The organism is Paenibacillus sp. ClWae2A, from assembly GCF_032452295.1.
Taxonomy (GTDB): Bacteria; Bacillota; Bacilli; order Paenibacillales; family Paenibacillaceae; genus Paenibacillus.
Genome location: NZ_JAULSQ010000006.1, coordinates 216,481 through 230,598, shown reverse-complemented (window position 1 = coordinate 230,598; position 14,118 = coordinate 216,481). Strand labels below are relative to the sequence as shown.

Here is a 14,118-nt window from a genome sequence, read left to right as displayed (position 1 = left end):
CGGCTTCTTTTTTGCACCTACGTGTTGTAGATAACAGCATCATATTCCGTGTAGGACAAACGTTTGCATTACTACACGGATGCTCGAAAGGAATCAACTTGAGGGTGGCTTTGGTTTGGAAAAGAGTGAGGATTCACGCACGATCAGACGATGGGGGATAATGACCGGATTATGAAGCTGTGGTTCCCCACTAAGAATTTTTAACAATACCTGAACGGCTGTATAACCAAGCTGATAAGTTCCGATGTCGATAGAGCTTAGGGGTGGAGAAGCCAGTTCCGATAATGCAATATTGTTAAAACTGACCACGCTGATATCTTCAGGCACCAGATAGTGAAGCTCGGCAAGAGCTCTCAGTACCCCAAAGGCCACATTGTCATCAATGACAACGATTGCGGTGGGTCTGTTCGGCAAGGACATGAACAGCGACATCGCTCTGAATCCACTTTCCTGTAGAAATTCACCTTCTACAATCCAGTCACTATCGGCATCCAGCCCGGCTTGGGCAAGCGCTTTTTGGTATCCTAACATGCGATCATGCGATAACGTAATGTCCGGAGGACCGCTGACAAATCCGATTCGAGTATGTCCCTGAGCGATTAGATGATGAGTCGCATCATAAGCAGTCTGCACATTATCGTTATCCACCATGGGGGCATTTGGATGGGCCTCACTGCGACCGATTAACACAAAAGGAAACTTTTCTGCTTCCAAAAATGAAATGATGGGATCGTCTCGCTTGGACCCAAGCAGCAGAATGCCATCCACTCTACGGCCATGCACAAGACGGGATATCGCATGCAGTTCATTGTCTGATGATGTTTCGGTTGTTAGCAGCAATTCATAATTCATACGGGTGGCATGTGTAATAATCCCTCGTAGCAGTTCCCCGAAAAAGTAATTCTGAAACAATTCTTCTGCAGGACGTGGAAGCATAATCCCAAGGGTATGTGTTGTTTTGGAAACCAGGCTCTTCGCGATGATGTTGGGATGATAGTTCAATTCTTTCATAATTTGTTTCACTTTGAGAGATGTCTTGGTGCTGATTCTGGGATGGTTGGAAATCACCCGTGACACTGTAGAAGGGGAAACACCCGCCAATTTGGCAATATCCTTGATTGTAATCATGTAAAAAATCCCTTCTGAACAATCGTATAAATATTCTCCTATGGTAATCCAAAGGATACGATAAATCAATTGCTAACTGCCGAGTAAGGGATGCACGCGAAGTAAAATAAAGGAAGAAAGAGTCTGAACAAGGAAACAGGAAATTACTGTAGGTAAAAGAGATAAATTGGTTGAAATTAAGCGAATATGGCTTGTGCAAACGTTTGTGCAAAGAAAGTGCGATATTGTATGATGTGATTGTTATTGTAGCGCTTACATCAGTGGAATTACATACTTCTTGACTTATTTACCCCTACATATTAAACGGATAGGTCATCTTGTCTTCCATTTGAGCAAACGTTTGTACAAAAGGGGATATGGGGTGCAAAACCTGACAACATACGCAGACAAAAGGGTGAAAAGCGCGAACTTTGTTGGACCAAGCAGAGGGAAGGAGACATTTTACATGAGAAAATGGCAAGGGGCAACATTGTCCGTCATGATGGCCTTTACACTGGTTGCGTGCGGGGCTGGAGGCGGAAGTCCATCTCCAACTACGGCAGGTGAGAATCCGGAGGAAGTTGTAGAGCTGACATCCGAGAACCTTCAACCGGAAGAAGGGGCAACCCTGGTGATCTGGGAGGATAAAAATCAAAGCAGCTTTATTGAGCAAAGAGTCAAAAAATTCGAAGAGAAGTATGGGGTAACAGTCAAAATGGAGGAATTACCTCCAACCGATCAGGTAACCAAGCTGACAACGGATGGCCCGGCGGGTCTGGCAGCAGATGTCGTTGTTTTCCCACATGATAAGATTGGTAGCGCTTCAGAGGCGGGACTTATTCTGCCCAATGACATATTCGAAGCAGAGACTGTAGAGAACACCAGCGACAACGCGCTGAAGGCGGTGACGTTCAAGGATATCTTGTACGGCTATCCGTACAGCGTGGAGACCTATGCTCTTTTTTACAACAAAGCATTGTATTCAGAAGCTCCAAAAAACTTCGATGAGATTATCAGTTTCGCCAAGACGTTCAATAATGTGAAGTCCAATCAGTATGCGCTGATGTGGGAATTGCAGCAATTTTACTATAACTATGCATTCCTGGCTTCGCAGGGTGGTTATATTTTTGGAGACAACGGGATGGATAGTGCCGATCTCGGTCTGAATAACGAAGGAGCCCAGAAGGGTGGACAGTTCTTGCAGAAGCTGAAGTCGGAAGTGCTACCGCTTAAGATGGGTGACGTGAACTATGATATCAAAAAAGGATTATTCTCCAGCGGCAAGCTGGCTATGGACATTAACGGTCCGTGGACCATTGCCGATTATCGCAATGCAGGTATTGATTTTGGCGTTGCTCCGCTTCCGGCAATCGATGGCAAACCGATGACCTCCTTCTCAGGCGTTAAAGCTTATTATGTGAATGCATTTACACAATACCCGAATGCGTCGAAGCTTTTGGCAGCGTTCCTTTCCAATGAAGAAGCTCAGATGGAGAACTTTGACCTGAACGGTACACTTCCTGCGAACAAAAACGTAGCTGCTGATCCGAAGTTGCAAGAGGACCCGATCAATAAGGCGTTCCTTGAACAGTTCAACAACTCGACACCAATGCCTTCGCTTCCTGCCATGGACAGTGTATGGGGACCGATCACGTCGGCCATTACGGATATCTGGGATACCGATAAGGACGTGAAGGCATCACTGGACAATGCCGTGAAACAGATCCAGGAAAGCCTTGCTACCGTCCAATAAGGACGAACGACGAATGCGAAGATATGCATAAGAATTGTATAGATTGAACTTCATATTTACACAAAAACGGAGAGGGCAGAAGAAAGCTGAAGAAGTGAAACTAAAAGCTTTCTGAAAGAAAGCTACTTCGGAAGCATACGCTCGCCTTTATCACCGGATTTTCCCCTTTGGAAAAGGGAACGAAAAAAATCTGGGGATAACAGCGATCGGAAGCTTGTTCTGTCATCGGAGTTGTCAGTGTAAGTACACTTTTGTTCAATGTATACAGGTTAGCAATAGGCGGGGAGGAGAGAGCAAATGCAACAGCAGCATGTCCCGGTGCCTGTTGGACCGAACAGGGAAAGACAGCACCGGATGACAGCGGCCATATGTTCCATCATACTGCAAGGTCTTGGACAACTGTACAATCGACAATGGATTAAGGGGATTTGTCTACTGTTACTGGAGGGAGCAGGGCTTGCGTACCTGCTTCCTCGCCTGTCACAGGCCGTATGGGGCATATGGACACTGGGGGAAAATACACAGCGTTTTGTCAAAGTGAATGGGTCCACCGTACTTCAAAGGGGAGACCATTCCATCTTTTTGCTGCTTGATGGCATTATCGTACTGCTGGTGTTTTTTGTGTTTATGCTGATCTACATCCTGAATATTCGGGATGCGTACGTCACAGGATTCGCGAGGGAGGAAGGCAAGCAGACCCTGGGTGCAGCGGCATCGCTTCGGAACATGATGGACAAAAACTTTCCGTATCTGTTCCTGTCCATTCCGGCACTGGGCATCCTTTTCTTCACCGTTATGCCCATCCTGTTTACGATCACGATTGCGTTTACCAACTATTCGGCCCCGGATCATATTCCGCCAGCCAAACTCGTGGACTGGGTGGGCTTTAAGACGTTCAGCGATCTGATTCAATTGAAATCTTGGAGCCAGACCTTCTATGGCGTGCTTACCTGGACGGTCATCTGGGCCATTCTGGCGACAGTCACCACCTATTTTGGCGGTGTGCTTGTGGCACTATTGATTGAACAGCGGGGCATACGCTTCAAGAAGTTGTGGCGTACGATTTTTATCCTGCCTTATGCGATTCCGCAGATCATTTCTTTGCTGCTCATGCGTAATCTGTTTAATGGTCAGTTTGGACCAATCAATACCTACATGCGTGCGTTTGGGCTGGAGGGATTACCCTGGCTGACGAATCCGTTCTGGGCCAAAGTCACCGTCATTGTTGTCAACATGTGGATCGGTATTCCGGTCAGTATGGTGCTCATTCTGGGTGTATTGACAGCCATCCCTCGTGATCTCTACGAGGCTGCCGAAGTGGATGGAGCATCCGCGTTTCAGAAATTCCGAATTATTACGATGCCGTTCATTCTTTTTGCTACAACTCCGGTACTCATCATGCAGTTCGCCGGAAACTTCAACAACTTCAATGTCATCTTCCTGCTGACGAACGGAAATCCGCTACGCGGAGATTATCAGTACGCGGGGGCGACAGACCTCTTGGTAACATGGCTCTACAAGCTCACGCTCGACAATAACAAATTCAATATGGCTTCAGCGGTAGGGATTATTATCTTCCTCATCATCGCTTCATTCTCCATCTGGAACTTCCGCCGCTCCAAATCATTCAAGGAGGAGGACATGATTCAATGAAGACACGTAATAATCCGCTGCGTCTGGCCCTGAGTTATGTGTTATTGGTGATTATCGCTATTGTCTCCATCTACCCGGTACTCTGGATCTTTCTCTCTTCCCTGAGACCTGGTGCGGCATTGTTCAGTGAACGGTTGTGGCCCGAAGCATTCACGCTTACCCATTACGGGGAACTGTTCAATAACCCGTCCTTTATGTACGGCAGATGGTATATGAATACGCTGAAAATTGCCTTTTTCACAATGATCTTCTCCACGTTGATGGTGACACTCGGGATGTACGCATTGTCCCGCTTCCGCTTCCGTGGACGTAAAACCATTCTCTCCACCATGCTGATTCTTGGCATGTTCCCAAGCTTTATGAGCATGATTGCGATCTATATCATTTTGCTGCAAGTTAAATTGCTCGACACCCACGCTGCGCTCATCCTGGTCTATTCTTCAGGAGCGGTGCTGGGCGGCTTTATCGTCAAAGGTTTCTTTGATACCATCCCGCGCAGTTTGGATGAAGCTGCTCGCATGGATGGTGCAAGTCATCTGCGGGTATTTACCAGCATCATCCTGCCCTTATCCAAGCCAATGCTGACCTATGTGGCACTAACCAGTTTTACTGGTGCGTGGATGGACTTTATCTTCGCCCGGCTGGTATTGCGGACGAAGGAAAACTGGACACTGGCGGTGGGCATGTGGGATCTGGTCAACCGTTATCAAGACAGTAACTTTACGATGTTTGCTGCGGGAGCGGTACTGATCGCCATTCCAATCACCCTGCTGTTTGTGTTCCTGCAGCGATTCCTTGTTCAAGGGCTGACGGCAGGAGCTTCCAAAGGTTAATTCTGTGCCATAACAACATAGTCAGCCGCGATATCTGCGGCACATCCCAACCAGGCACTTCCGTAATGTCATGTCTTTGTCGAGTGACAGAACTGCGGAAGTGCCTGGTTCCGTATGGGCTTGAATGATTATAAGGGAGGAACGTGATGTATGGGCATGAACCCGTCCAGTGAGCCCGAGATGATGGGATATAAAAGTGGACAAGCTGCATTGCAAAATGCTAAGACCCCGCGAACACTTTGGCGTAATGTTACCTTTCGCAGGATATTGTACGGCTATGGCATCTCGGTCTTTGGAGATTGCTTCAATGGGATTGCGATCAGTCTGTGGGTGTTACAGACCACAGGGAGTGCAAAGAGCATGGCGGCCGTACAGATCTGCAATATGGCCGTCAGTTTTTTATTTGGATCGGTGGCGGGTACGGTTGCAGACCGATTGGATCGCAGGAAGCTGATGCTGGCCTCGGATGTATTTAGGGGCGTAATGGCGGTACTGATTGCGGTTAGCTTATTTGGTTGGCATGCACCCTTCCCAGTGGTGCTCTTGTTACTCTCGCTGTCCATGTTTTCAAGCCTGTTTCAGGCCCCTGCATTCCACGCCTCTGTAGCAAGTATGGTTGGCAGAAAACATATTCAACAAGCGACCGGAACCATTCATATGGTGGATAATCTTGCCCGAATCAGTGGACTAGCCGCTGCGGGAGTGGCTGTTGCTGCCTTTGGCGGATTCGTTGCCATATTAATTACTGGGGCAACCTTTCTGTTGTCCGCAGTCTGTGTGCTGATGGCGGGCCGCTTTCCAGAGGTACAGCGATCCGATAGTCAGCAGACTACGTTTGCTCAGGAGTGGCGCAGTTCGTTTGGCTACATCTATCGGAATCGTCTGATCCGATCCATTGTATTGCTCAATCCGTTGCTGATTTTGTTTTTCATGTCGGCTATGATGCTGGTTCAAGTGATGGCGGTCAAGGTGTGGGAGGCGAATCCGGTGCAGTTTGGATTAATTGAGACCTGTATTCCGCTGGGATACATGATTGGCTCTGCGCTGTTGATTGCTTCGGGAAAACGATTGAAGCGAAGAGGGAGATGGGTATTTATCGGTCTGATTGTGTTGGGGCCACTCTATATTTTTTTGGCGAATGTATCCTCGCCAATTATGGCGTTACCGTTCATCGTGGGCGGAGGTGCGATGTTCGCGTGCTGTACGATGCTCACCCAGATTATGCTGAGGACAGCCGTTCCAGACGAGCTGCAAGGAAGAGTCTATGGCGTAGTTGGAACAATCACCAGTACAGCGCCTATTCTGGGATTGACGGTTGTCTCCGTATTGGCAGATCAATGGGGGGCAGCTTCTGTGCTGCAAGGCGTGGGCATATTACTGCTGGCAACAGGTATTCTGGCCGCTACAACACTGAAGTCGATTCGAACCTATCAATAACATTCTATGATACATCTAGATGATATGAATTGAACCCACATGTGCAGATCCAACAGAGAGGATAGAAGCAATCTAAGCAATCTGGCTAGGTTAAAGCAAAACCCGGAGCATACGCTGTGTTAGCGTAACTCCGGGTTAGCTTGTGGACCGAATATTCTATTGCCAGTTTACATTAACTGTGGCTGTACCGTTGGTTGGTGTGGTGAACGTGTGGTTGGAACCACCTTCCCACGTAATGGTTGCACCATTTTTCTTGAAGAATTTGAACTCCAGTTGTTTCCCGGCTGGCACGCTCACATCATAGTACCAAGTTGGGTAGGAGTGGATGACCTGATTGAAAGCAGGACCAATAGCGGTTGTGCCCGTACTCCAGTTGCCCAGTTCTGCCACGTTACCTGTCAGATAGATGTTCTGACCCAGTGTGGTGGAAGCATTGTTAATGACAAATCGTACAGTGACCTGATCACCCGTAAGGATGGTAAAGTTGTTATACGCATTGCTGTTAACGCCATTCGCAGCTACTTTCACAGCATAATTGCCTGCGGCAACAGCTGGAATCGTTACTTTGATCTGCGTATCTTCCCAGGATGTGATAGCAGCACCAGTAACGGCTGTTGTACCGAAGTATACGGTGCCTTTGGTGGAGCCGAATCCACGTCCGCTAATGGTGACGACATTACCCGGTTTGCCCATGACCGGACCTACATGTCCGATGGTTGGTGTTGTTTCGCTCGTGGTATACTGCCATACCGCGGTTGCTCCGGCTGCCAGTGTGAAGGAAGAGACGTTGCCATTGATGGAAGTGATGTTATTACCGTTCAGTGCGCCGCCCAGTACATCGGTGTAGTTGCCTGTTGGCAGTGAAGTGCTTAGATTTGCAATGCTTGCTGATGTGGAGAGATTACGGTTCATCGCAACAACAGCTACACTTTTACCAAATTTGCGTTCATAGATATACACATCATTATTGATCCAGCGTTGCTGAGTGGAGCCGTAGGCAATCGCCGGATTGGATTTGCGAAGAGGGGCCAGCTTGCTGATCACGTTGAAAGCAGTGGTTGTTTTGGAGAAGGAAGGCATTTTGGCCCGATTATCAGGGTCTCCGTTTCCAGTCAGATACTGCTCGGTACCATAATAGATGGCAGGTACGCCGCGTGAAGTCAGCGTGAAAGCCAGCGCTTGTTCAAGACGACGGTTGTTGACGGCACTTGTTTTGAACCGATCCATATCATGGTTGTCGATGAACGTGACTTGGTCATTCACCTGATTGTAATCTGCGGCTGTGCCTGTAATCATCGAATCCAGAGCATACATGTTGGATGTGTTATCCCGGAAGACATCGCGCACGGCAGAGTTAAAGCGGAAATCAAGCAGGCTCATCCCAGATTCGTTGGCAAATTCCGTGTTATCCGCATCAGATACAGCAGATCCCAGAAACCATTCACCGAAAGTGAATACAGGTTTATGTGCATAGATGGAGGACATCCAGCTCTTTTGCCAGCCGAGAGGCATATGTTTGACCGCATCAACACGAATGCCGTCCACGCCCATATCAAGCCATAGCTTGATTGCATCTTTGAAATATTGATCAATGGTACTGTTATTGTGATTCAGGTCAGCGAGGTCATAGAGGTTTTTGTAGATACCATTCTCCAGGGAGGAAAAATCGGAGCCGCCGTTGTGATGGAAGTAGCCATTCGTATCGTTCGTATATCCGCCAACAAGATTACCGTTATCGTACAACTTGCCATTCTCTGCAAATGAGGTATCGGTCTCCATGGCAGGAGACGTGTGGTTCGGTGCAAAGTCAATTACGATCTTGATGCCTTTGGCATGAGCGGTCGTAATCAGATTTTGAAAATCAGCCATCGTTCCGAAATACGGATTGGTCTTCTTGAAATCACGTGCCCAGTAACCATGATACGCTGTGTTGATCACGCCGCCGTAGTTGATCGTGGCGAAGATATTCTCAACCGGCTGGGAGATCCACAATGCCGTAACGCCCAGATCACTGAAATAGTTATCGTTGATTTTATTGATCAGACCCTGCCAGTCTCCTCCGCAATACAGCTTGAGGTTACTACAAGTGGCATCGTAGGCAGCGCCAGTAGGATTGTTGGAAGGATTACCGTCCAAGAATCGGTCCGTGAAGATCTGATAGATGACATCTGTACTAAAGTTCTGCTTGTTGGTAACCGCGGTATCTGCATCGGCATAGATGGCGGAAGCAGGCAGATAGGGAAGTGCGCCCCCTGCAAGTAAACTGAGTGTCAGTGTTGTGCTGAGGAGTACGCGTTTGGCCATTTGGAACATAGTAATCCACCCTTCTCGTGAATGTAGTAGTTTAGATAAACAACCAACCTGGCTCATGAATAATAGCGCTTTCAATACAACGGAATGATACGCAGTGGATTGAAGACTTCCCTCCTTTTGACACGCCAACAACCCCGGCATCTCCTTCGGGAGTTACCGGGGTTGTCCTAAACCGCTCAGGTTTAAAAGCATGGCCCTCGAGTTATGATCACAACGTTATCGTAAGAAATATTGGATCTTATGTCAATAACTTTTTTGGGAGCATTTATTTTCTATTTTTATGTTTACAAAAGCACGTCCGGGGATTTAAACTATTCGCAGATTCACAATATAAGGGCTATGTATCTCGGGACACTTACGTGTGTTCTGGGACAACCCCGTCTCTTCTGAGGCGGGGTTATTTGTATTATACAGTCGAATCGGGAGAAGAGAGGCGGTTGATGATCGTTGAGTACCCATTCTGTCATCGAATGTTTGGAAGGCATTCAGGCATCGCGGCTGGGCAATATCCGCAACATTTATGTGTACCTCCCGCCCGGTTACCATGAGCAGACAGCTCGGCATTATCCGGTTCTCTACGTTCATGCGGGGCAGCGGGCTTTTGGTCCATCCGGGCCAGGCAATGAAACATGGAATATGGACCAGACAGCAGACGGTTTTATTTCCTCCGGGCAGATTGAATCACTGATTATTGTCGGCATTACGCATGTCCGTCCAGTCACGCACAACGAATTCTATCACTTCGTCGCTCCGGAGAGAGAGGCCGTGAGTGTGGGGTGTTCAGGCATCGCCTATGAACATTTCATCATTCATGAGCTCAAGCCGATCATTGATCATCGTTACCGGACACTGCCGGACAAGTCGAATACTGGATTGTTGGGTTCATCTGCCGCGGCACTTTGTACATTGCACATGGGGATGCGAAATCCGGATGTTTTCGGAAAACTGATCATGATGTCGCCATTCTATGTGGATGTGCAGCTGGACGAAACATCGGAGAGCGGGCTGTTGGAAGAAGACATGTATCGCTTGCCAGAGGAGGTACCCGCCGTTCGAATATGGATGGATATTGGAGATACGGAAGGTCTGTTTCTGCCTTCTCAGGTCAGAAGGGTAGCTCATCAATTACTTGAAAGCGGAGTAGGATCGGATGAGGAATTGGCATTTCTGGAACAGCAGGGTGCCTGTCATCAGGAAGGTGACTGGGGAGCACGCATTCACCTCCCGTTACTGTACATGTTCGGCCACGTGGGTAAGCCCTCCTCGCTCGAACTGCTTGGAAGGGATGTCATCGGACTACAGGGTGGAATGACTGTGTGTATCAATGCACAAATGTACTACGAGAGTGGGTTGGTTCAGAGTCTGCTGCATGGGAATTATACTTCGAGTGACCCAAATGTGCTTCAGGTTCATGCGAGTGGAGAGTTGGTTCCTGTCGGTATTGGAAGTGCATCCATCACGCTGACGATGGGGGAACTGTCTGCTACACGCATCTACACTGTCGTTCCTGAATTGTCCACTCATGTGGAGGTCTGCATTCATGCAGAGGTGGCTCCCGATGAAGACTCGGAGGAGACGATATATGGTGGGATGGGCATGAAGCTTGTTCGTTCCGGTAAAGGTCGATATGAAGGTTGTTACCGAGTCCCGCGTGATAGTGGGTTCTCTTTCCGATTTACTCGCGGTTTCCGTCGTTTCGAGACCGATGTGGATGGCAAGCCTATTGCCAATCGGGTATTTCGAGCGACAGATGATATGTCTGTGCATTACCTAATCCAATCCTGGGGCAGTACGTCAGCCAAAACGGGAACAGGAGGCCCAAAATGATCATTCCTTCATTTGCTCCAGTGCTGGACATTCCCTATTATTATCCCTGCAATTTCCCTCTGATTCATGAAGTGCTCCATCGACAAGGATCCATCACAAGTCTTGCACTGCTGGCGGCAAGTCGGTTATATAGTCTTCCTTCGTGCGGGGATAACGGACTGGTGAAGCCTTATTTTCACAAACTGGATTATGCAGAGCCGATCTGGGAGATGTATGGTCAGCGGGAGATGGACAGCTTCGAGGAAGGCAAGGCGCAGATCAGGCAGCATATGGGCGAAGGTGGGCTTTTTTTGGCTACCGGAACCAGTTATCATCTACCTTATTGTGAGGATTATCAGAATCCCGAGTACATTCGCAAACACGTGAAGCAAGGCTCCCGTCTGCATCTGGTAGACCATTGGATTGCCGTATATGGTTTGGAAGATGAGTATGTTCACGTCTACGATCCCGTGCCCTCCAAGTATAAGGGGAAGGTTGCTCAAAGGGCCTTTCATGATTTCTGGAAAGGAAACCAAAGCATACCCGAGCTTGCTCAGGCGAAGCGCAAAGAAGAACTCCGAACGTATGGCACCATGGACATTCGAGCGAATGTGAAGCTTGACTCTGCCGGTTACCAAGACATGTTGACCCAGGCGCTGACAACGCAAATTGAAGAGTTTCTAACAGGCCGGACGATTACACAAGGAGGGCGGAATTTTCATTTTGGACATGCGATGTCTCTACAGCTTTTAGATGCGTTGCATGGGGCGAATGAAGGGGATCAAGCCAAGGAAATGCTAATATCCGGTCTGCTGTTTGATATGCGATGGAGTCGATATTTTCTTCGAGATCTTCTTCAGGAGTCTGCCTTATGGCTAGGTTCGCCACTTGATCAATATGCGAGAGAATTCAGCGACATCATTGTACGGTGGGAGAAGGCCTACAATATGCTTCAGGTCAGTCGGATAAAGCAGCGTGAGAACTGGAAAGTACAGCTAACAGGTGTAATTGAAATGTTGGTCACCGATGAATGGCAATGGTATGAGTCACTTCGACAGTCCATACCTCAGGCAGATTGCTTTCCACGTCAGGCCGTGTTGATGATTGGACAAGAACACAGGGAGGATCTGCTCCGTATCGTATTGGATAGTTGCCGGGAGTTAAATACGTACCATAATACATCGATTCCACTTGGTGAGGGTGGTAACGCTCCACTGTACGGACGAAGTGGGCAACTGGATTCGCTGGAACTCGTGTCATTACTTGCAGTGGTGGAGCAGGGAATCGAGGATCGATGGGGTACGGGAATGGGAGCTGCTCTGTCGGAGATAGCAGCTGCTTCCATGCCGGAAAGTCCCTATCAGACTGTAGGCTCACTTGTTGAATATCTCGCACAGCAATGGGCACCTGCCCGAGAGGAGGATGCAAGATGTTGAACCAATTCTTGCTTGAGCGATTCGCGGAGCAGGGACAGCAACCTGCGCTGATCTGGAGGGAACAGGAGTACAGTTACCGTTGGCTGCTGGAACAGGTTGGCATCATGAGTGAGTGGATTACAGCAGAAGGGCTGGCTGGGCAACTTGTAACGCTGGAGGAAGACTATTCTCCCTATGCAGCGGCAGCATTGATTGCTTTGCTCGGACAAGGTTGCGTCGTGCTTCCCATGGATCGATACCTGGTGGAAGCCAAACGAGAGGAATACATCCAACTGGCACAGGTGAAATGGCGTTTGGGCGTTGAGGAAGGCAAGTTGTGCATTCGGCAAACGTGTGAATCCTCTGGAGAGGTTCCTGTGTTGTTATCCTCGCTGGCACAGGAGGGCGTAGGGGGATTAGTACTCTTTTCATCCGGATCAACCGGAGTGAGTAAAGCGACTGTGCATCGTGCAGATCGGCTGTTACATCGTTTTCGCCGGCAGGTTCGGCCCTTGCGAACGATTCCATTCATGATGTTTGATCATATCGGTGGTGTGAATACAATGCTGCAATCCCTGTCTAGTGGGGGGTGTCTGTGTATCATTGCGGATCGATCTCCCGAAGAAGTGTGCCGGACGATTGAGAAGTTTCGTGTGCAGGCATTGCCTGTCTCCCCAACATTCATGAATCTGTTGCTGCTGGGTAGAAATGATGAGGGGTATGACCTGTCCAGTCTCGAGGTTGTATCATATGGATCGGAAGTGATGCCTGAATCCATACTGGCAGCCTGGAACCGGAGATTTCCACAACTAAGGACGATACAAGCCTATGGGATGTCTGAACTTGGCATTCTGCCAACCCGCTCCAAAGAGCCAGGCTCGTTGCTGTTTTCCATTCAAGATGAAGAGGTCAAGTACCGGATCGTGGAAGGAGAATTGCAGATTCATACGGAAACCGCGATGATTGGATATTTGAATGCACCATCACCCTTTACAGAGGATGGGTGGCTTCGTACAGGGGATGAAGCCTTGCTGGAGCAGGGGTACATTCGTATTCTGGGACGTCGGTCCGAGATCATTAATGTGGGCGGACGGAAAGTGTATCCCGCCGAGGTTGAGGGTGTTCTGGAAGAGATGGAATGTATTGAAGCGGCCGTAGTTTCTGGAGAACAGAGTGGTATCACGGGTCAGAGGGTGAAGGTGACTATCCGGCTGGCTAAAGAATGTACTCTCACCGATCTGCGGCGATCCATCTGGGAATATTGTCGGGACAAGCTACCTTCATACAAGATTCCGCAGAAAATCGTAATTACACAGAAAGAACTCGTCAGTTCAAGAATGAAGAAAATACGAAAACCGATGACTTCGATATCCTTCGCTTCGCCTGGGAAATAGGTCGCTGCCACCATTGAGTATCAGGCAGGAAAGTAGTGAACTTTAACCTATCCGAAAGCGCGAATGGGAACAGAAAAGGTGATTTTTTGAAGAGTTTCATCTTGCTTGAATCGCTATCGCTAGCGAACCTTAAACATCGTATTGAGGGGATAATCAACAAAAGTAAAACCTAACGAATCTCAGTAACGTTATTGCGTCAAAAATACGGCTTCTGCTTGCGAAAATCAACTCATTAAACGGAATAACGTCTCTCTGATTCGTTAGGTATTTAACCCGCGTATAATGAAGCGAATAACGTGTGCTGGGTTCGTTAGGATTTGACGTATAAGATGCAGGAGAGGCTGTTCCCCGGTCGTCAATATGACCTGGAGGACAGCCTCTTTGGAGTTATTTTTCCTTGTTAGCTG

General features: G+C 48.3%; 9 protein-coding genes. 7 read left to right on the top strand and 2 right to left on the bottom strand.

The features are described from left to right. Window positions 1–93 precede the first annotated feature (93 nt). Window positions 94–1,128 (bottom strand): LacI family DNA-binding transcriptional regulator, encoded by a 1,035-nt coding sequence (locus QVE09_RS19365; RefSeq protein WP_315938092.1) that lies wholly within the window; start codon window positions 1,126–1,128, stop codon window positions 94–96. Window positions 1,129–1,573: 445 nt separating this feature from the next. On the opposite strand from QVE09_RS19365, the gene QVE09_RS19360 reads away from it, so the two are divergent. The 4 genes from QVE09_RS19360 (at window position 1,574) to QVE09_RS19345 (ending at window position 6,783) form a co-directional block, all read left to right on the top strand. Further along, a complete protein-coding gene (locus tag QVE09_RS19360) occupies window positions 1,574–2,860 on the top strand; it encodes a sugar ABC transporter substrate-binding protein (protein ID WP_315938091.1) in 1,287 nt (428 codons plus the stop codon). A 297-nt stretch (window positions 2,861–3,157) separates the two neighbouring features. Beyond that, a complete protein-coding gene (locus QVE09_RS19355; protein ID WP_315938090.1) occupies window positions 3,158–4,513 on the top strand; it encodes a sugar ABC transporter permease in 1,356 nt (451 codons plus the stop codon). Further along, window positions 4,510–5,346 (top strand): sugar ABC transporter permease, encoded by an 837-nt coding sequence (locus tag QVE09_RS19350; RefSeq protein WP_091015889.1) that lies wholly within the window; start codon window positions 4,510–4,512, stop codon window positions 5,344–5,346. Before QVE09_RS19355 ends, QVE09_RS19350 begins: the two co-directional genes overlap by 4 nt. A gap of 150 nt (window positions 5,347–5,496) precedes the next feature. Further along, complete coding sequence (locus tag QVE09_RS19345) at window positions 5,497–6,783, top strand: MFS transporter (protein ID WP_315938089.1); 1,287 nt, start codon at window positions 5,497–5,499, stop codon at window positions 6,781–6,783. Window positions 6,784–6,939: 156 nt separating this feature from the next. On the opposite strand, the gene QVE09_RS19340 is transcribed toward QVE09_RS19345, so the two are convergent. Continuing rightward, a complete protein-coding gene (locus QVE09_RS19340) occupies window positions 6,940–9,096 on the bottom strand; it encodes an alpha-amylase family glycosyl hydrolase (protein ID WP_315938088.1) in 2,157 nt (718 codons plus the stop codon). A 447-nt stretch (window positions 9,097–9,543) separates the two neighbouring features. Here QVE09_RS19340 and QVE09_RS19335 point away from each other — a divergent pair, with 447 nt between their 5' ends. The 3 genes from QVE09_RS19335 to QVE09_RS19325 are packed head-to-tail and all read left to right on the top strand — an operon-like array spanning window position 9,544 to window position 13,711. Further along, window positions 9,544–10,923 carry an alpha/beta hydrolase gene (locus QVE09_RS19335; RefSeq protein WP_315938087.1) on the top strand — a complete coding sequence of 460 codons (1,380 nt, stop codon included), beginning with the start codon at window positions 9,544–9,546 and terminating at the stop codon, window positions 10,921–10,923. Continuing rightward, a complete protein-coding gene (locus tag QVE09_RS19330) occupies window positions 10,920–12,338 on the top strand; it encodes a cysteine peptidase family C39 domain-containing protein (RefSeq protein ID WP_315938086.1) in 1,419 nt (472 codons plus the stop codon). Before QVE09_RS19335 ends, QVE09_RS19330 begins: the two co-directional genes overlap by 4 nt. Next, the gene (locus QVE09_RS19325; protein ID WP_315938085.1) at window positions 12,332–13,711 is read left to right on the top strand and encodes an ANL family adenylate-forming protein; all 1,380 of its coding nucleotides are present in this window, start codon (window positions 12,332–12,334) and stop codon (window positions 13,709–13,711) included. Before QVE09_RS19330 ends, QVE09_RS19325 begins: the two co-directional genes overlap by 7 nt. The last annotated feature ends 407 nt before the right edge of the window (window positions 13,712–14,118 follow it).

What these genes read in the sequence shown, in the direction of transcription:
- QVE09_RS19365 (WP_315938092.1), bottom strand. Translation starts at nt 1,128, where the DNA reads ATGATTACAATCAAGGATATTGCCAAATTGGCGGGTGTTTCCCCTTCT.
- QVE09_RS19360 (WP_315938091.1), top strand. Translation starts at nt 1,574, where the DNA reads ATGAGAAAATGGCAAGGGGCAACATTGTCCGTCATGATGGCCTTTACA.
- QVE09_RS19355 (WP_315938090.1), top strand. Translation starts at nt 3,158, where the DNA reads ATGCAACAGCAGCATGTCCCGGTGCCTGTTGGACCGAACAGGGAAAGA.
- QVE09_RS19350 (WP_091015889.1), top strand. Translation starts at nt 4,510, where the DNA reads ATGAAGACACGTAATAATCCGCTGCGTCTGGCCCTGAGTTATGTGTTA.
- QVE09_RS19345 (WP_315938089.1), top strand. Translation starts at nt 5,497, where the DNA reads ATGGGCATGAACCCGTCCAGTGAGCCCGAGATGATGGGATATAAAAGT.
- QVE09_RS19340 (WP_315938088.1), bottom strand. Translation starts at nt 9,096, where the DNA reads ATGTTCCAAATGGCCAAACGCGTACTCCTCAGCACAACACTGACACTC.
- QVE09_RS19330 (WP_315938086.1), top strand. Translation starts at nt 10,920, where the DNA reads ATGATCATTCCTTCATTTGCTCCAGTGCTGGACATTCCCTATTATTAT.
- QVE09_RS19325 (WP_315938085.1), top strand. Translation starts at nt 12,332, where the DNA reads ATGTTGAACCAATTCTTGCTTGAGCGATTCGCGGAGCAGGGACAGCAA.